Raw genomic sequence first — 17,493 nt, 5'->3', positions numbered from 1 at the left:
ACTCCGGCGACCGGTTGCCTTCCCACGGAAGGCCACCATTGAGGCCGAGCTGCCCCGCTTGGCCGATCGCACAGACAACCCTAACGACAGTCTTCTTCACGAGTACTCCACCGATAGCCGGTCTGATCCCATTAGCACGTTTGCACGTCATACGGCGCAATGTGTTTCAATAAGGGGTTGCGTCCGGCAACCGCCTCAACGCTAGTATTTGCCTTCATCTCTCAATCGATCGCACTGCTCGTTCGCTATCGCCCCTGCATCTTCACGTGATTTGAAGGGGCCAAGGGCGCGCCTATCGCGACCCTCGACGTTCACTTTAATATACCAGCGACCGTCCATTTCCTCGACGTCGATCGTTGTCTGCGCACGCTTCGGCAATGAGATGGCACCACTTCTGTCTACCCGACGGGAGAAAAGCATTTCGCGGCACTTCGGGCAAATGCGGCATAGCAAGGTTGCAGCGGTGGTCGGGTGTCGAACGGCCTCCGAAGCGTTCGCCTAATACTTTAGTTGTAATCTCTCGCGTGTTTGATATCGTGACGGCGGGAGGAATTCTGATGACGGTGGAGTGCACATCCGCGCCCGATATGGGCGTCTTTTCAACCATTGAACTGGATCTCTTGAGGGGTGTGGTTCGGGAAATTTTGCGGTCCGGTGAAGCGGAGCTTGACAACGAGGACGCCCAAATGATCGCGCGCGTGGTCATCGCAACCTACAAGGACGGCGCCTCGTGTCGCGAGGAATTGCTTGAAGCCGCCCGGGTTGCCGCCAGGCGCTGCGCTCTCGATCATTTTTACGATCGAGCAGTCGGCTTATTCGCATAGGATTTCGCATCTGACGCAATTCAGGGCGGAGTTACTCGTTCTTGCTCCGCTGGCATTCCGCGCACCGGTGCGGAGTCAGGTGCCAGACTTCTGATCAGAGGGCCCGAAGCTCATCGGCCGATCGATCGTCATTGTCTGCTTTCCGGCGCGTAGTGGAGAATGACAACACCTGACTTGAGGGTCCTCGTCTCCAGATGCTTCAGGGGTATCCGGTTCGGGCCGCCCTTGAAGAGCGGCGTGCCTCTCCCGAGAATGACGGGGTTGATCCCGAGGTGATACTCGTCGATCAGGCCGTGCTCCATCAGGGTCGCCGTGAGGTCGGCGCTGCCGAACACGAAGATGTCTCCGCCGTCCCTGGTCTTCAGCTTGGAGACTTCTTCCGCGACATTGCCGTTGAAGAGCTTCGTGTTGTTCCAGTCGGCGCTTTCCAGCGTGCGCGAGAAGACCACCTTCTCGATCTTGTTCATGAAGTCCGCGATCCAGCCTTGCTCGGACGGCCAATAGGCTGCCATGAGCTCGTAGGTCACGCGGCCGAAGATCAGCGTGTCGGCCTTTTCCTGGGTCTCACGAATGTAGTTCTCGAGTTCTTCTTCGAAGACGAACCAGCTGATGTCCCTGTCCGGACCTTCGAAGAAGCCGTCGACGGTCACCATGTCCCATATGATCAGTTTTCTCATAGAACCCGCCTCTTCGTGTATCTCCTTTGTGAATTCTCGGCCCTATCCCGTGAAGCGGAAGCGCATGTTGGTGATCCGCCCCGGTTCCGGGACCTCGGTCTCCTCCAGCCTGACCGGCTCCATGCCGTTCTGGCTGAAGAGGCGGATGCCGTCGCCGATGAGAACGGGCGCGACATGGATGAGGACCTCGTCCACAACCCCTAATTCGAGCCGACGGGAAGTCGCAGCATTTCAGCGGGATGCGACGAAGCGTTCCAGTTTGCCCAGAGTTTGCAATCCCAGTTCCACGGCACCGAAGCCCTTCGCCTCCTGGAACTCGGCAGCCGTGCTGAATACCATACCCAGCGTTACCTTTGTTACCCCGTACTGATCCTCGAACGAGGCCCAGGCGTCGGCATGTTTCGGCCCGTTCTCGCCCCAATGCAGCGTATAGCCGATCCTCTCCTCGGGCCGGACCTCGTTATAGAGATGGTGGTTCGGGAACACCGTGCCATCAGGCGCGATCATGTCGAAAACCCATTCGCCGCCCGTCCGCAAGTCGATCCTCTTCGTTCGACAGGAGAAGCCTTCCGGCCCCCACCATTGCGGCAGCGTTTCAGGGTTCATCCACGCGCCCCACACGATGGATCGCGGCGCCTGGATTACCCGCTGCAGCACCATGGTTCGTTCGGCCGCGCCCGCGAGGTTGTGCAGACCGGCGGAGAAGCCTTCCCGATAGCCTGCCTCAATGTCCTGCGCCAGCGATGAAAGTTGCACCGTCACGACCAGCCGGCTGCGCTCGTGCGTGCCTGAAAGATTTGCCGTCACCAGCGCCGCCGATTGCGTCACGCCTTCGCACGAGATCACCTCATAGTTCACACTGCACACCGCTGGCTGCAACACCAGCCAGCCATTCTCGCAGCGGATGTCCGGCTGGCCCTCTGCCTTGCAGAGCGAGATCTCGCGTCCACCCACCCTGGTGTCGGCCTCCAAGAACTCCACGGTAACCGAGGGTGATGGCGCAGCCCAGATCGCCCGCGCGGCCGGGGCGGTCCATGCCTCCCACAACACGGCCAATGGCGCGGCCACGTCCCGTTCGAAGGTGAGTGTCGCAAAGCGGCTTTTCCTATCATCAGGCACCGCACGGGTCGCGCTGTTTGTAGCGACGTTCTGTGTCATTCTTCGCTTTCCTTCATCACATTCATCACAAATGCGTCCAACCGGTCGAGCCGAGCCTCCCAGATGGCGCGCTGTTCATCGAGCCAGGACCGCACTGGGTCCAGAGCCTCGGGCACGATGGCGCAGGTGCGTATCCGCCCGTCCTTGGAGGTGGAGATCAACCCTGCCTCCTCCAGCACGGAAAGGTGCCGCATCACCGTGGGCAGACGCAGTCCCGTGGGACCAGCCAGATCCGTCACCTGCGCAGGTGTTTCGGCAAGCCGGGTCAGGATCGACCGGCGGGTCGGATCAGCGAGCGCGTGGAAGAGCAGCGATAGATCAGGATCATGCTTAGCCATGTCGCTAACTATCGCCCAATTTGCCGGTGGCGCAAGCGAAAACTTCGTCAAGTCGCTAAGTTTTCCGCCCAACGCGCCGAGTTCTTGGAGCAGGCGGCTTCAGTTGCCGAGTCCGCTGAGAAGTTGCTCGCAACGATGCGAGCGCACCCCAATCCCTGCAATCGAAGACAAATTCCTGAAGCGGCCGTTCCGCTTCCCACCAATTTCGGTCAATCCTGATTTATGGGTTCACGTCGTAATACCATTCCGCTTCCATACCTAGATGCTCGTAGGGAGCGTCAACGTCGGAATGACCCAACGCGAACTTCATCTCGCGGCGTGGACCGGGCGCGCACTGCCGAACCCCGGCCGTGCGTTGCAGTTGAAGGCACTCGCGGGAAATCCAGTTCTCCCGCACGCCGGGAATCGGCGTTTAGCAAGGGCTTGGTCGCCAATCCAAATCGTTGATCGAGATCCGGCGGAACCAGATCGCTTTCGGATCCTCCACGCCAGTTGAGAGAGCATGGAGGTTCGACTGCAGCCCAGCCTTCACCCGCCATCCTTCGCCGACCTGCCCGCCCCAAACCTCAACCCGTCCATCAGCAGCGATACCAGCCGGCGCGAGCGGTCGCGCCAGTCCTTGGTGTCGGGCGCCGAATAGATGCCGCCCAGCGCGTGCAGAACGTCCGATGCGTCGACGTCGCTGCGGATCGAGCCGTCGGCCACCGCCGCCTCGATCAGCCGTCGCAAGGCAAGTGTCACCCTGCCCGAAACGTCGGAGAACAAGGTGGAATTGGTGTTGAGCAAGATACGCAGGCTTGTCGCCAGCCCGCGCTTGGTGGCGATGTAGTCGACGAAGCGCTGCATCCATTGTTCGAGCGCGATGTCGGGCGGATGGTGACGGGCGAGCTCGTCGGCGGCGGCGCACAGGCTTTCCACTTCGCGCCGGTAGACCACCTCGACCAGATGCTCGCGCGTGGGAAAATGCCGGTAGAGCGTGCCGATGCCGACGCCGGCCTGGCGCGCGATCTCCTCCAGCGAGGCGTCGACGCCATGCGCGGCAAAGGCCACTGCTGCGGCCTCGACCAGCGCGTCGCGGTTGCGCTGCGCATCGGCGCGGAGCGGTTTTGCCGCTGTCGCGTCGGCCTTGTCTCCAAGCGTGGCGGGCGGCTGGGAGGCCAATTTTTTCTCCAATGTCGATCGGGGCTTGAACCGGGTAGGGCAAGGTCCGGCGAGCCCGTTAATATAGTCACGGGATCGAGTATGTCATGTCGTTCGAGCCCGCAAGTCTGCCCTCGGCTGCGGCCGACTCCCATGCAGGTTGGCAAAATGCCGTGGCATATGGTCGGGCACCGGCTAGAGCGGGATGCGTTCAAATTGACCTGGGCATCCCGCGTTATCTATTTGTGTTAGCCGCATTTCTGCAACGCCAAGTGAGGCCACTTGGTGCAAAATGCTCCCATCTGGAACTGTAGTACTAGGCAGAAAGGCCCAGCCTGAACTTGTCCGTATCTTTTATCCTGCCTTGCCTTGCGGCCAGGTGGTTTGTCAGCAGATTTTCTTCGATGGGCTGTGACATGAAAAACCCTTGAGCGCTGTGACAACGCTCGGCAATCAGGAAATCAAGCTGCGCTTCGTTTTCCACGCCCTCTGCCAGAACGGTCAAACCGAGCGAATTGGCCAGTGCTATAATGCCTCGAACAATGTTCTGTTTTTTCTTCGACGCTTCCAGACCGCTCAAGAACGATCGGTCGATCTTCAACCGGTCCAGGTTGAAATCGGCAAGGTAGCCGAAACTTGAATAGCCGGATCCAAAATCGTCGAGTGCCAAGCCGACCCCGATATTTCGAATTTCCGTCAGCATGTTCAAGGCGTTTCGGCTGTTCTGGATAAATACCCCTTCCGTTATTTCCAGTTGCAGGCGCGAGGGCGGCAGGCCCGTTTGTCGCAGCACCAGAAGAAGGTGGGCGAAGTAGGCATCGTTCTGAAGGCTTTTGCCCGAAAGATTGACCGAGCAAACGAAATCATCGGCAGAAACAGGCATCCATCGAGCTGCCTGCAGGCAAGCCTTGCTCAGCACAACCTTGTCGACTTCTAGTATCAGGTCGCCTCGTTCGGCAATTGGAATGAATGACATCGGCAGACGAATCGCGCCCGAAGCGGGGTCGCGCCAACGCACCAGCGCCTCGGCGCCAATCATGCGGCCGGTTGCCAGCTCGAATTGCGGTTGCCAAACCAGGAAGAACTCGTCGCAGTTAAGCGCCCGCTTGATGCCAGCTTCTTCGCCAAGCTGCATGTCGAACTGATTGAGGATTGCAGGCGAAAACGTCACGAAGCCAGAGCGTCCTTCCGCTTTGGCCACATAAAGAGCGCTGTCTGCGTTGCGCAACAGGGTGGAAATATCCGAGCCATGCTCAGGAAAACATGCCATGCCGATACTGGCTCCCATGCGCACGTGGTGGCCTTCGAGTTCGGCAAACCGGTTCAATTGCTCCCGAAGCCGATCTCCGAGAGCATCCGCTGCCGCGTGCCGGTCCCCAATCGCCATGATGGCAAACTCGTCGCCGCCCAAACGGATGGCGACCACTTCGTCGGGCCGTTCGACCGATTGCAGGATTTCAGCGACGGCTTTCAGCAGCAGATCACCGATGTGATGACCGAACGTATCGTTCACGCTCTTGAAATGATCCAGGTCTATCAGGAAAAGGCGGAGTTGTTTGCCGGCCAGCCTTGCCCGGTCCAGCATCACGTCCCTGTTGGCTGACATCCAGGCACGGTTCTTCAATCCCGTCGTCGCGTCGCGCCAGGCCAGGAATTCCAATTTCTTTATTGTTTCCCAACGGCCGATTAGCAATACGGCAGTTCCGATCGCCAGCAGCGACAACACCGCCAGGGCGAACGCAATCTGGTAGTTGAATCTCTTCAGACTTTTTTCTGTCGAATAGAGATCTACGTTGATCTCATCTCCATATTTGTAATATTCGTCATTCATCCTCTCTACGAGCTGCTCGAGTTCCAGCCCCATTTCCTTCAGGCTCTTTTCGTCGAGAGGCAGCCCGGCCGCAATCATGGCATCAAGCTGTGTCACTGCGTCAACGACACGGGGCACGATACTTGCGTAGGCGGGAATCTCGCTCGCTGTCCCAGTGCCGTCGATCCGCTTGAAACGAATGTAGACCAGGTCGTTCGCCGCCGATAAGTGCTCAAGGCTGTCTGCCGACCCAGGGGCGGCCTGGGCGAGCAAAGTCATGTCCCTGAGGTGGGTTACATCGCGTATTGCAATGTGGAACTCGCGGATGGCGAAAAAGCCGAACCGAGGCAGCGAATATTCGATCTTGCTGAGGCTGAGAAACAATATGGTGATCAAGACGGCCGAGCTGGCCGCCGCCGCAGCAATGGCGGTCCCGTAGGTGAGGGGAACGCGCCAGCCACTCGATCCAAACCGTACCATTCGAGCCACGCCGGAGCTCGACTAGCCGCCGGACTCGAGCGTCTTGATCAGCCAGACCCATCGTGGTTTGCGGATTGGCGTATCGAAGGCAGGATAGTCCTTGAGCGGGTAGATCAGCCGGGTCGGACCCTGCGTGCGTCGGGTCAGCAACTTTCCATCCTGGCGGGTGGCAAGCAGGAGAGGACCTTCCGTCCAATCTTCGCGTGGAACTATCTGCACGTATTCGTCCACCGCCCGCACAGCAACTGAATCCTCGCCTTCCAATCCAACGAGCTTGAGCACATCGCGGAACAGAACGCCTTCAAACGTAAGCTGCCCCTTTTCATATGGACTTGGGGTGGTGACCCTGTAGAGACCGAGCTTTTCCAGCTGTCGCAGCGTAACTGGAATTGACTTGCCGTTCTTCTGAACATTGAAGGCCACCGTGTCCGGCGGTTCCGGGAAATCAGCAGGCTCCAGCGCCGGCGCCGGCAGAATGCCAATCGCCAAAACTGCCAGCATGACCAGACCGCGCTTAAGCGGTAGAAGTGCTGTGTTGAGCAAGGATGACATGCAGCAATCCTTTTCTTCTCGATAGGCAAGCACCAGCCATTGCCAGACCTTCATTCGGGCAGACTGGTACTGTGGCCACGAATGTTTAATTTTTTCGTTAGCTTTGGTTCAGGCCGCGGGAACAGCGGTGGGATAGTACTCTGACGCTGGTCCTTGAGGCTGGAGAAGGCCGACCGTTTCAAACCGGCAGCGGACGAGCCAGCGCAGTGGAGCAGCGGTCTAATCGCCGCGGCTTTGATCTTGTCTTCAAGCGCCGGCGGCGGCCGCGAGGCCAATTCTCTCCAATGTCGATGGGTTTGACCCTAAGGGCTTGAACCGTGCCGGCCCAGCCCCCATGTAATAAACGGAGGCCCCTCCGTTTAGTGCAACACCTTTATCATTATAATCAGGGGAACCGGTATGTCACGTGTTGAAAGCCTGCAAGCCGGCGCGAGCGTGATCTCCCCCTCAAGGGGGGAGATTAGCCCCTCACCATCGCCTCGCCATCCCCCCGCACCGCGTCAGCAACTGGAGCCAGACGCCCCCATGACAAGCAAAACCCGAATTCCTATCCAACTTCAAATCAACGGACATCGCCATGAACTGGAGGTCGAGCCGCGCGTCACGCTGCTCGACGCCTTGCGCGATCGTCTCGGCCTGACCGGCACCAAGAAAGGCTGCGATCAGGGCCAATGCGGCGCCTGCACCGTGCATGTCGACGGCCAGCGCGTGCTCGCCTGCCTGACGCTCGCTGCCCAGGCCGAGGGCAGGGCGGTCAGCACCATCGAAGGGCTTGCCGAGGGCGACGGCACGCTGAACGCGGTGCAGGCCGCCTTTCTCGAACAGGACGCCTTCCAGTGCGGTTACTGCACGCCGGGCCAGATCATGTCGGCGGTCGCCTGCATTCGCGAGGGCCATGCCGGTTCGGATGACGAGATCCGCGAATATATGGCCGGCAATCTCTGCCGCTGCGGCGCCTATCCGCACATCGTCGCCGCCGTGCGCCAGGCGGCGCTGAAGGTTGCGTCATCCATGGAGACCGCGTCATGAGGGATTTTTCGTATCTACGCGCCAATTCCGTCGATGCTGCACGCCAGGCGGCGGCGCTGCCCGGCGCCATGCTGCTGGCCGGCGGCACCACGCTCATCGATCTCGCCAAATGCGGCGTTGCCGAACCCGACACCGTGGTCGACATCAGCCATCTCAAGGGACTGGATGGGATCACGGTCGACGACCGGGGCGCCACGATCGGCGCGCTGGTAAGGATGAGCAGCGGCGCCGACCATGCAGACATCAAGAGCCGGTTCCCCGCCGTCTCGGAAGCGCTGTGGCAGGCGGCCTCGGCGCAGCTCCGCAACATGGCGACCATCGGCGGCAATCTGATGCAGCGCACGCGCTGTCCGTATTTCCGCGACCCGGCGAATTTTCCCGCCTGTAACAAGCGCACGCCCGGCAGCGGCTGCTCGGCGATCGGCGGCGTCACCCGTGGCCATGCCGTGCTCGGCACCAGCGAGACCTGCATCGCCACCTATCCGGGCGATCTGGCGACGGCACTGGTCGCCTTCGACGCAACAGTCCACCTCGGCGACCGCCAGGTCGCGGCCGACGACCTTTTTCTGCTGCCGGGCGCCACGCCCGACAGGGAGCATGCGATCGCGCCAGGTGAGGTGATCACCGCGATCAGCATTCCTGCTTCCCCTGCCGCCCAGCGCTCGACCTATCTGAAAATCCGCGACCGGCAATCCTACGAATTCGCTGCCGCAAGTGCCGCCGTCGGCATCGAGTTCGGGGCCGATGGAAGGACGATCAAGGATTTGCGCGTGGCGCTCGGCGGCGTTGCCACCAAGCCATGGCGCGCACGCGCCGTCGAAGAGGCGCTGAAAGGCAAGGTTCTGGAGTCTGATACGGTCCGGCGCGCCAGCCTGCTCGCCATCGAGGGCGCCGTCTACCACGGCGCCAACCATTACAAGATCGAACTGGCGCCGCGCGTCGTCGCCCGCGCCATCCTCAAAGTGCGAGAAACGGCATGACCGTTCACGAGTTGAGAACAAGACATGATGATTCGAAGAGGGGCGACGCATCGGACGGCGCCGTTCTCGCGGACCAGGTTGGCGGGCGGCTGTCGCGCGTCGATGGCCCGGCCAAGATCACCGGGGCTGCAAAATACGCCGTCGAGCAGCAGCTTGACGGACTCACCCACGCCGTTCTCGTCGAGAGCACGATTGCAGCCGGCAAGGTGCGTTCGATCGACACGGCTGCGGCCGAGGCAGCGCCGGGCGTGGTTCTGGTGCTGACGCCGGACAATGCGTTGCGCCTCAACACCGCAACGGACTGGCTGGGCACGTCGCCGCCGGATGTTCCGTATTGTCCGCTGGCGCGCAACATCACCTTCAGTGGTCAGCACGTCGCGGCGGTGGTGGCCGAGAGTTTCGAGCAGGCCGTCGCGGCCGCAGCGCTGGTCAAGGTCGCCTATGACGAGACGCCGGCGATCGTCGACCTTAGCGATGCGAAGGCCGGCGACGGCATTCCGATCGACGCGATGACGAAGGAGTGGGGCGATGCGCAGGCGGCTTTCGCCGCCTCCCCGGTGCGGATCTGCGCCGCCTACAACACGCCGCGCGAATACCAGACGCCGCTCGAACCGCATGGGCTGATCGCGCATTGGCAAGGCGACCGGCTGACGGTGTGGGAGCCCAGCCAATGGCTCGACGGCATGGCGCGGACCTATGCCGAATGGTTCGGCGTGCCGTTCGAGAATGTGCGCCTGGTCTCGCCCTATATCGGCGGCGGCTTCGGCTCCAAGGCGTTCGCTTACGGCTATGGCGCGGTGGCGGCGATGGCCGCGAAAATGCTGGGACGGCCGGTGAAGCTCGCGGTCACCAGGCCGCAGACCTTCACCGCCTATGGCGGACGGGCGGCGACACGTCAGACGGTGGCGCTCGGCGCCGACGCCGAGGGAAAGATCCAGTCGATCGTCCATCGCGGCGTCAACGAGACCTCGGTCGACGGTATGTGGGTCGAGCCGCTCGGTTCGGTCACCTCGATCATGTATGCGACGCCGAATTTCTCGTCGCGGCAGAATGTCGTGCGGGTAAACACGGTGGTGCCGGGGGCGTTGCGCGCGCCGGGCGAGAACCCGAGCGCCTTCGGCATCGAAAGCGCGATCGACGAACTGGCCTATGAGGTCGGCATCGATCCGCTGGAAATCCGGCTCAGGAATTATGCCGAACGGGATCCGGAGGCGAAAAAGCCGTGGTCGACACGGCAGTTGCGCGAGGCCTACGCTGCCGGTGCCGAGGCCTTCGGCTGGTCGAAGCGCTCGCCGGAGCCACGCTTGATGCGCGACGGCAACCAGCTGATCGGCTGGGGGGTCGCCGCCGGCACCTATCCGGTGCGGCGCGCCTATGGCGAGGCGATGGTGCGCATTCTCGCCGACGGTTCCGTCGAGGTCGAAAGCTCAAGCATCGACATGGGGCAGGGCACCTATACGATCCTGGCGCAGACCGCCGCCGAAGTGGTGGGCGTGCCGGCTGAGAACGTCGTGGTGAGGCTGGGTGACTCCCGCTATGCCCGCGCCGGCGTCACCGGCGGGTCTCGGCTGGCCGGCGTGATGACCGGCGCCGTGCACAAGGCGGCGACTGCCGCGCTCGATGAGCTGGTCGGGCTGGCGATCAGCGATCCAAATTCGCCGTTCCATGCACTGCAGGCCAACACGCTGGTCGTCGCTGAGGGCCGCATAAAGTCGCCGCGCGGCGACGGCCCTGAAATCTCCATCGCCGAGCTGCTCGCCAGCGTTGGACGCGAGCAGATCGGGGCGATGGGCGACACCACGCCGGCGAATTGGACTGCGGAGGATCGCTACAAGAATCATACGACCATAGCGATGGCGCTGTCGCACACCGAGGGCGACTATTCCCGCCACAGCTGGTGCGCGCATTTCATCGAGGTGCGCGTCGACCAGGACTTCGGCACGGTTCGCGTGTCGCGCGTGGTGTCGGCGCTGGATTCGGGCCGGCTCTACAATCCCAAGCTCGCCGAAAGCCAGTGGAAGGGCGGCATCATCATGGGCATCGGCCAGGCGCTGCTGGAGGAAGGCATCGTCGACCGCCGCCACGGCCGCATCGTCAACAACAATCTGGCCGACTATCTGATCGCGACCAATGCCGACATTCCCGACATCGAGGTGATCTCAGTCGGCATCCCCGACCCGCATTCTTCGGTGCTCGGCGGCAAGGGCGTTGGCGAGCTCGGCATCGTCGGCGTGGCGCCTGCGATCGCCAATGCGGTGTTCCACGCCACCGGCAAGCGGGTGCGGGATCTGCCGATCACACTGGAGAAGCTGATTTAGGGGCGAGACGGCGAAACTGCGGATCTCCCCCTTGTGGGATTTTGCGGGGAATGTCTGGCGGGAGGCCTGTCCCTCTCAAGACCTGGGTTCCTCGCCCACCGCGAAGCGGGGGAGAGGTGGCCGCGAAGCGGCCGGAGAGGGGGCTTTCGTAAAGCGCCGTCTCGGCTTCGCCCACTTCGTGGGGCGAGGAACCCAAGCTGGAATGAAGCCGCGATCTTTCCCATCTCCTCTGTCCTGCCGATCTCCCCCGCAAGGGGAGATCGGCGGTCATCTCGGCTTTCGCCAATCTTCAACGTTGCAAGTCTGCCGAAACCCGGCTCACGCGCCGGGGTTCTGTTCCGTCCGGCAGATCAGAACTTGTAGCTAAGGCCAACCCGGATATCGTGCGTTTGGAGATCGACGTCCGCAATCGTATTAACACCATCTGCCAGCGAGAGATCCTTGCTGCCGAAGTCGGAGTAGCGATATTCGACCCGAGCGAGCCACTTGTCGGTGAAGGCGTGCTCAACGCCGGCTCCAACCGTCCAGCCAATATGGGTTTCGTCGTGGATCAGTATGTTGCCTTGGGGGGTGCCGGTGATCAAAGTCGCTTCATACTTGGCCGCGGCCACGCCTGCAGTGATGTAAGGCAAAGTCCGATCGAAGGTATAGCCAGCCCGCAGCCGCGCCGAACCTGACCACTTGATCTCGCTCTTAACCAAACCGCTGGAGAAGGCCGTCAGTCCATCTACGTCATTGTACACAATGTCGGCCTCGGCACCGAGCACGAAGCGGCTCGCCATTTCCTGATTGAAGCCGATGTGGATGCCGCCGATAAACCCGTCGGGATCCAGGGAGCTGGTAATGCCGGGGTTGGCGATGAAAAAATCGGAGATTCCGGCTGCGTAACCGACGTGAACGCCCGCATAAAGGCCGGACCAGCTGTAGGCGTAGTCAACAGGCAAAACCTCATTGATATCAGCCGCCGATGCCATACCGACAGGCGCGAGAATGAAGGCTGTAGCGAGAAGAATCGTTTTCATTGTTTGTATGCTGCCCCAAAAAGGTGTTGCGTTCCCCGCTGCGGAAATGCTCCGCGGAGATCCAGGTGGTGTCGAGACTCCGGTGTTGCATTGTCCGCCGGCCGCGTCTTGGGCAGGACCGCACCCGAATTGTCCCGGAACGCACCGCAGCACTTTCCCGGTCAGTGTGGCTGTTCGGCCTCAGTCGACCCGCGCGTCACCCGGCAAAGGGTGCGCAATCTGCGGATCTCGCTGGAGAAGCTGATTTAGGGGCGCGAGAGGCTTGAACTGCCTGGGCGGCGTTGGCAGTTGGCGAAAGCCAAGACGACGGCCGATCTCCCCCACTTGGGGGGAGATCGGCCGTCATCGACATTTTCGCCAATCTCCGACGTTGCATGAAGGGCACGACTAATGAAGTTGCCGGACTCTCCGCTTGCCGGAGATCGCCAGCTTTATTCGGGTTCACCATTATGATCCGGCAGGCGCGAGGGGCGTGCCTATGTCCGAAACGAGTTTAACGAGATCCGCTTGGCGCCTCGTGCCGGTTTTGGCGAAGATGCGGTTGAGGTGGGTCTTCAAAGTGTTTTCACCGATACCGAGGGACAACGCGGTCTTGGACGCAGTCAATCCGCTACCGATCCGCAGGAGGACGCGCGCCTCTGCGGGAGTAAGGTCGAACAGCGTTGTGAGAACGGCCTCCGGGAGTGGGGAAGAGGACGTCGTGGTCGACACGAAGACGGCGGCGCATGCGGGCCGAAAAACCGCGCGCGCGGTTCCTTCGGTCAACGGCAAAACATACGCGACGGCGGGCGGTTGACCAGGGCCTGAAACAGGCAGGCCTATGCCGCGGCAGCCAAGTGAAGCATCCGCGCCCGCGGCACTGGCGATGGCTTCCAGCAGAGCGCGGGCTGCTACCGGGTTCTGCGCCTGGAGCAGGCCGTTCCTGGAAAGGATAGGACCTTGCACGGAAAACATCTGATCGGCAGCCGCATTCGCATGGAGGATTGCTCCGTTGGAGCCAGTAAGAACAATAGGCACAGCCAGGTAGTCGAGCGCCTCGCGGTAGAGACTGGCGGTAGCGCGGGCCTGATCGAGCAGATCTCCAATCAGGGAAGCGCGGCGCAGATGCGGCGATAGCAATGCCAGGAAATGCTGATCTTCAACTGATATGGTCCCCCTGCTGGCCCGCGTGGTGCAGCCCATGAGCCCGATCCGGTCCGCTGTATGAACGAATTTGGTGATGCAAGCCTCGCGCAATCCCTGCGGTTTGGCCCAATTCTGAAAAAACAGCGTTTGCTGGAGTTCGGCTTCACTCATGTGCGACAGCGTCGCAACGGGCGTGTCGATGTCGCCAACGACTGCTGCCTTCAGTCCAGGAATCCCATCAAAGTCATAGTCCTCCTGCAGCGCGCGCATTTGCACGGGATCCCAGGGCGATTGAGCGGTGAAGCGGCCATGATTGTCGGCGGTGCTGGCAAGCGCGATGGTGGTGTAGGCCGCGTCGATGGCCTTTGTGATCCGGGTCATTACATCAGCCCAGCCTTCCGAATTCAAAACGCAATCGTAGATATCACCGATAATAGAACTAAGTGCTTCGCTGCTCAGCCTCTCCACCACGCCTCCAATCCTTACATGCCCCCGATCTCGCATCGAAGGATTTCGCGGCGTCATACTTTTCGGTGACGCCCGCGTGGTTGAGCTCGATTAAGGGTTCAATTCGATCAGTTGAACGCCGAGCGATTTGTCGCTGCTTATTCCTGGAATGGGAAGCATCGCGTTCGATATTTTATGAAATTGTGGGTATTTATCGGGGTGCCGGATTGTCGCAAAAGACGGTGTTCTCATCGGCTCAATTGCCCTCGCATCTTAGCGAACGCGAGCGATTTTCCCTCTGGCAAGATATCCATGTCGCGGAGATATGGTCGGTCGAATACGGCATATCCGAAAATCTGCCTTTCGAGGCCACGATCGAAGCCGCGGCCATCGGACCCGTGGTTCTTGGCCAGATGTCGGGAACGATCAAGCATGCGACGAGGAAGGTGAGCAATATCGCCGATGACAACAATGACGGCTACCTTCTGCTGATCAACAAGGCCGACACCATACTGGCCGGAGCCCAGGTCGGCCGTGACTATGACGTCGGCCAGGGAGAAGCGGCCCTGGTCACAGCGGCAGAGCCTCTGGAAATGATCGGCAGCGACAAGAACGTATGGATGAACGTGGTGATCCCGCGCGCCATCCTCGCGGATGCCTTCCCGCGCATCGATGACAGGTTGGGGTTGAAGATCGGCGCCGAAAACGAAGCTCTCAATCTCCTCAAGCGTTACTGCCGGTTTCTTGAAGACGGCAGTCCACTCGTCGCGCCGGAACTGATAACCCACGCCACGGAAACGATCGTCGATCTGATCGGCCTGGCGACCGGAGCAAAAGGCGAGGCGGCTGAATTGGCCGGCTTGCGCGGTCTGCGAGCAGCCAGGGTGCAGGCTATTTTGGCGAAGATCGCGGACAATTTTGCCGACCCTGTCATCTCGGCGCAACGCGTGGCGGAAGAACTCGGCCTGTCGGTCCGCTATGTCCATGATCTTCTTCAGGAAACCGGTATCAGGTTTGCCGAGCACGTGCTCGAACTGCGCTTGCAGAGAGCACACAAGATGCTCTCACAGCGACACAACGACGGCATGCGGGTCAGCGAAATTGCCCTGATATGTGGATTCAGCGACATATCGTATTTCAATCGCTGCTTTCGTCGGCGCTTCGGCTATACGCCAAAGAGCGCCAGGTGAAAGCTGGACGCCGGCCCGTCGGTGAACTCACTTCTCCTCGCCGGGCGGCTTGATGAAATGACCGAGCAGGTCCATCGGCACCGGAAACACGACCGTCGACGAGCGCTCACCGGCGATGTCATGGAGAGCCTCGAAATAGCGCAGCTGCATGGCCTGCGGTGTCTCGGACAGCATCTTGCCGGCCTCGACGAGTTTTGCCGCCGCCTGCTGTTCGCCGTCGGCATTGATCACTTTGGCACGCCGCAGCCGTTCGGCCTCGGCTTGCTTGGCGATGGCGCGGACCATGTTCTCGTTGAGGTCGACATGCTTGATCTCGACGTCGGAGACCTTGATGCCCCAGGCATCGGTCCGCTGGTCGAGAATCTCCTGGATATCGCTGTTGAGCTTGTCGCGTTCGGCCAGCATTTCATCGAGCTCATGCTTGCCGAGCACCGAGCGCAAAGTGGTCTGTGCCAGCTGGTTGGTGGCGGTCATGAAGTCCTCGACCTGGATCACCGCCCGCTCGGCGTCGACGATACGAAAATACAGCACCGCGTTGACCTTCACCGAAACGTTGTCGCGCGAGATCACGTCCTGCGGCGGCACGTCCTGGACCACCACCCGCAGGTCGACCTTCACCATCTGCTGCACGAACGGGATCAGGATGATCAGGCCGGGGCCCTTGACCCCGGTGAAGCGGCCGAGCGTGAAGACCACGCCGCGCTGATATTCCCTCAGGATGCGAATGGCCGCGGACAGGAACATGACCACGACGAGCGCTGCTACCAGATAGGCCAAATAACCGATGATCACTGCCTTGCTCCATCGCTTCTCACATTGCGACGCCGTATCGTCAGCACGAGACCGCTGACGTCAGCCACCTCGACGCTGTCGCCCACTGCAATGGGTTCGTCGGCCTTCGCCCGCCAGCGCTCGCCCCGGGCAAGCACGTGGCCCTCGCTGCCCTCCCAATCGAGGACCTTGGCCGGCAGCCCTTGCATGGCCTGTGCGCCAACACGCGGAAGGTTCTTGCGGGCCGCCCACAGATAGCTGCCGGTCAACAGCGCCAGGCCGAGCGTCAGGACGGCGGCGGTGCCGATGACGGCCCACGACATCTCGAAGCCGGGCCCCTCGATCCTGAGCAGCATGGCGGAGCCCAGCAGAAACGCAGCCACGCCTCCCAGCCCAAGGACGACTGTGGGATTAAAGACCTCGACGACGAGGAAGATGATGCCAAGCAGCATCAAGGCAAGGCCGGCATAGCTGATCGGCAGGAGATTGAGCGCATAGAGCCCGAGCAGAAGGCAGATCGTGCCGACCACGCCGGGCGCGACCGCGCCCGGGCTGGTGAACTCGAAGACGAGGCCATAAACCCCGATCAGCATCAGGATCACGGCGATGTTCGGGTCGGTGATGACGGCGAGAAGCCGGATAAGCCAGCCGGGCTCCAGCGTTTCAACCGGCAGCCCTTTGGTCGCCAACACCTCTTTCCTGCCGGCTATTTCCACCGTCCGGCCGTCAGCCAGCTGAAGCAGTTCGGTCGTGTCGCGGGCGACGAAGTCGACGACACGCTCCTGCAGCGCCGCGTTGGCCGACAGACTGGCCGCCTCGCGCACCGCCTTTTCACCCCAATCGGCATTGCGCCCACGCAGTTCAGCCAGGCTGCGGATCAGGGCAACCGCGTCGTTCGTCGCCTTGGCGATCATCGCATCGCCCGCCGGTGGGCTCTTCGGGTCCTTGCCGGCTTCTGGGCCATTGTTCTTGTCGTCGCCGCCGGGAAAGGATGGCAGCGGCCCGCCCATCTCGATTGGCGTTGCCGCGCCCAGATTGGTGCCGGGCGCCATCGCCGCCACATGGGTTGCATAGAGGATGTAGGTTCCGGCGCTCGCCGCATGCCCGCCGGCGGGCGCGACATAGCCGATGACGGGAACCGGCGAGGCGAGGATGTCGGCGATGATCTCACGCATGCTGGTGACCAACCCGCCGGGCGTGTCCATCTGCAGGATGAAAACCTCGGCGTTCCGCTCTGCGGCCACCGCCAGCGCTTCCTCGAACTGCATGGCGCTCGCCGGACCGATGGCGCCGTCTATCTCGATGCGCAGTGCAGTCCTCTCTTGCCCGCTCGCCTCTTCGGTTGCGGAAGAAAGACAAACCAACACAGCGGCTACAAAAGCCGCGGCAAGCAGGGCCACACGCGCGAGTTTCACGCTCAAAGCTCCCTATCAGGGATATGGGCCCGATTTTGCCGAAATCCATGCTGCGTCGCGCGCGCAGCGGCGCAATGGCGATTGGCGATCTCCCTCCGCTGGGTGACGAGGCAATCGCATATCGGCAAGTGCCCCTCACCCGGATTGCCAACCGAATTGCGAAGGGCAATTCGGGGCAATCCGACCCTCTCTCCGAGGGGAGAGGAGATTGGCAGCG

At 61.4% G+C, this 17,493-nt stretch carries 15 protein-coding genes and 2 pseudogenes; 5 read left to right on the top strand and 12 right to left on the bottom strand.

The features are described 5' to 3' along the window. Positions 1 to 100 (bottom strand): annotated as a pseudogene (locus ACWUKX_RS29280) (diacylglycerol kinase); the annotation flags it as partial. 457 nt (positions 101 to 557) lie between these two features. On the opposite strand from ACWUKX_RS29280, the gene ACWUKX_RS29275 reads away from it, so the two are divergent. Continuing rightward, positions 558 to 824 carry a hypothetical protein gene (locus ACWUKX_RS29275; protein WP_456010150.1) on the top strand — a complete coding sequence of 89 codons (267 nt, stop codon included), beginning with the start codon at positions 558 to 560 and terminating at the stop codon, positions 822 to 824. Between the two features lie 128 nt (positions 825 to 952). On the opposite strand, the gene ACWUKX_RS29270 is transcribed toward ACWUKX_RS29275, so the two are convergent. The 7 genes and pseudogenes from ACWUKX_RS29270 to ACWUKX_RS29240 form a co-directional block, all read right to left on the bottom strand. Continuing rightward, on the bottom strand, positions 953 to 1,501 hold the full coding sequence (locus ACWUKX_RS29270) for a dihydrofolate reductase family protein (protein ID WP_456010149.1): 549 nt from the start codon (positions 1,499 to 1,501) through the stop codon (positions 953 to 955). A gap of 42 nt (positions 1,502 to 1,543) precedes the next feature. Beyond that, a pseudogene (locus ACWUKX_RS29265) lies at positions 1,544 to 1,699 on the bottom strand (hypothetical protein); the annotation flags it as partial. A 33-nt stretch (positions 1,700 to 1,732) separates the two neighbouring features. Beyond that, positions 1,733 to 2,659, bottom strand: a complete 927-nt coding sequence (locus ACWUKX_RS29260; protein ID WP_456010147.1) for an SRPBCC family protein — start codon at positions 2,657 to 2,659, stop codon at positions 1,733 to 1,735. After that, positions 2,656 to 2,997: an ArsR/SmtB family transcription factor gene (locus ACWUKX_RS29255; protein ID WP_456010145.1), complete on the bottom strand. Its 342-nt coding sequence runs from the start codon at positions 2,995 to 2,997 to the stop codon at positions 2,656 to 2,658. The genes ACWUKX_RS29260 and ACWUKX_RS29255 overlap by 4 nt, the downstream gene beginning before the upstream one ends. Positions 2,998 to 3,525: 528 nt before the next feature. Then, positions 3,526 to 4,158 (bottom strand): TetR/AcrR family transcriptional regulator, encoded by a 633-nt coding sequence (locus ACWUKX_RS29250; RefSeq protein ID WP_456010144.1) that lies wholly within the window; start codon positions 4,156 to 4,158, stop codon positions 3,526 to 3,528. Positions 4,159 to 4,453: 295 nt separating this feature from the next. Further along, positions 4,454 to 6,427, bottom strand: coding sequence for a putative bifunctional diguanylate cyclase/phosphodiesterase (locus ACWUKX_RS29245; protein ID WP_456010142.1), 1,974 nt, complete (start codon positions 6,425 to 6,427; stop codon positions 4,454 to 4,456). Between the two features lie 21 nt (positions 6,428 to 6,448). After that, positions 6,449 to 7,033, bottom strand: coding sequence for a molybdopterin-dependent oxidoreductase (locus ACWUKX_RS29240; RefSeq protein ID WP_456010141.1), 585 nt, complete (start codon positions 7,031 to 7,033; stop codon positions 6,449 to 6,451). A 471-nt stretch (positions 7,034 to 7,504) separates the two neighbouring features. On the opposite strand from ACWUKX_RS29240, the gene ACWUKX_RS29235 reads away from it, so the two are divergent. The 3 genes from ACWUKX_RS29235 to ACWUKX_RS29225 are packed head-to-tail and all read left to right on the top strand — an operon-like array spanning position 7,505 to position 11,306. After that, complete coding sequence (locus tag ACWUKX_RS29235) at positions 7,505 to 8,008, top strand: (2Fe-2S)-binding protein (RefSeq protein ID WP_456010140.1); 504 nt, start codon at positions 7,505 to 7,507, stop codon at positions 8,006 to 8,008. Further along, positions 8,005 to 8,988 (top strand): FAD binding domain-containing protein, encoded by a 984-nt coding sequence (locus ACWUKX_RS29230; RefSeq protein WP_456010139.1) that lies wholly within the window; start codon positions 8,005 to 8,007, stop codon positions 8,986 to 8,988. The genes ACWUKX_RS29235 and ACWUKX_RS29230 overlap by 4 nt, the downstream gene beginning before the upstream one ends. Next, positions 8,985 to 11,306, top strand: coding sequence for a xanthine dehydrogenase family protein molybdopterin-binding subunit (locus ACWUKX_RS29225; RefSeq protein ID WP_456010138.1), 2,322 nt, complete (start codon positions 8,985 to 8,987; stop codon positions 11,304 to 11,306). The genes ACWUKX_RS29230 and ACWUKX_RS29225 overlap by 4 nt, the downstream gene beginning before the upstream one ends. 350 nt (positions 11,307 to 11,656) lie before the next feature. Here ACWUKX_RS29225 and ACWUKX_RS29220 read toward each other — a convergent pair whose 3' ends face one another. Continuing rightward, positions 11,657 to 12,328, bottom strand: a complete 672-nt coding sequence (locus tag ACWUKX_RS29220; RefSeq protein ID WP_456010136.1) for an outer membrane protein — start codon at positions 12,326 to 12,328, stop codon at positions 11,657 to 11,659. A 447-nt stretch (positions 12,329 to 12,775) separates the two neighbouring features. Further along, positions 12,776 to 13,924, bottom strand: a complete 1,149-nt coding sequence (locus tag ACWUKX_RS29215; protein WP_456010135.1) for a LuxR C-terminal-related transcriptional regulator — start codon at positions 13,922 to 13,924, stop codon at positions 12,776 to 12,778. A gap of 62 nt (positions 13,925 to 13,986) precedes the next feature. Here ACWUKX_RS29215 and ACWUKX_RS29210 point away from each other — a divergent pair, with 62 nt between their 5' ends. After that, a complete protein-coding gene (locus ACWUKX_RS29210) occupies positions 13,987 to 15,090 on the top strand; it encodes an AraC family transcriptional regulator (protein ID WP_456010134.1) in 1,104 nt (367 codons plus the stop codon). Between the two features lie 27 nt (positions 15,091 to 15,117). Here the strand turns inward: ACWUKX_RS29210 and ACWUKX_RS29205 are convergent, their stop codons facing one another. Both ACWUKX_RS29205 and ACWUKX_RS29200 read right to left on the bottom strand, forming a co-directional pair. Beyond that, the gene (locus tag ACWUKX_RS29205) at positions 15,118 to 15,882 is read right to left on the bottom strand and encodes a slipin family protein (protein ID WP_456010133.1); all 765 of its coding nucleotides are present in this window, start codon (positions 15,880 to 15,882) and stop codon (positions 15,118 to 15,120) included. Next, a complete protein-coding gene (locus ACWUKX_RS29200; RefSeq protein WP_456010132.1) occupies positions 15,879 to 17,276 on the bottom strand; it encodes an NfeD family protein in 1,398 nt (465 codons plus the stop codon). Before ACWUKX_RS29200 ends, ACWUKX_RS29205 begins: the two co-directional genes overlap by 4 nt. Positions 17,277 to 17,493: the final 217 nt, after the last annotated feature.

The organism is Mesorhizobium sp. f-mel (genome assembly GCF_053850215.1).
Note: the sequence above shows the minus strand (reverse complement) of the source record. Positions and strands in the feature narration are given on the sequence as shown.

Excerpts from the sequence above, each read along its gene's own strand:
- ACWUKX_RS29275 (WP_456010150.1), top strand. The coding sequence starts at position 558 with ATGACGGTGGAGTGCACATCCGCGCCCGATATGGGCGTCTTTTCAACC.
- ACWUKX_RS29270 (WP_456010149.1), bottom strand. The coding sequence starts at position 1,501 with ATGAGAAAACTGATCATATGGGACATGGTGACCGTCGACGGCTTCTTC.
- ACWUKX_RS29260 (WP_456010147.1), bottom strand. The coding sequence starts at position 2,659 with ATGACACAGAACGTCGCTACAAACAGCGCGACCCGTGCGGTGCCTGAT.
- ACWUKX_RS29255 (WP_456010145.1), bottom strand. The coding sequence starts at position 2,997 with ATGGCTAAGCATGATCCTGATCTATCGCTGCTCTTCCACGCGCTCGCT.
- ACWUKX_RS29245 (WP_456010142.1), bottom strand. The coding sequence starts at position 6,427 with ATGGTACGGTTTGGATCGAGTGGCTGGCGCGTTCCCCTCACCTACGGG.
- ACWUKX_RS29240 (WP_456010141.1), bottom strand. The coding sequence starts at position 7,033 with ATGAAGGTCTGGCAATGGCTGGTGCTTGCCTATCGAGAAGAAAAGGAT.
- ACWUKX_RS29235 (WP_456010140.1), top strand. The coding sequence starts at position 7,505 with ATGACAAGCAAAACCCGAATTCCTATCCAACTTCAAATCAACGGACAT.
- ACWUKX_RS29230 (WP_456010139.1), top strand. The coding sequence starts at position 8,005 with ATGAGGGATTTTTCGTATCTACGCGCCAATTCCGTCGATGCTGCACGC.
- ACWUKX_RS29225 (WP_456010138.1), top strand. The coding sequence starts at position 8,985 with ATGACCGTTCACGAGTTGAGAACAAGACATGATGATTCGAAGAGGGGC.
- ACWUKX_RS29220 (WP_456010136.1), bottom strand. The coding sequence starts at position 12,328 with ATGAAAACGATTCTTCTCGCTACAGCCTTCATTCTCGCGCCTGTCGGT.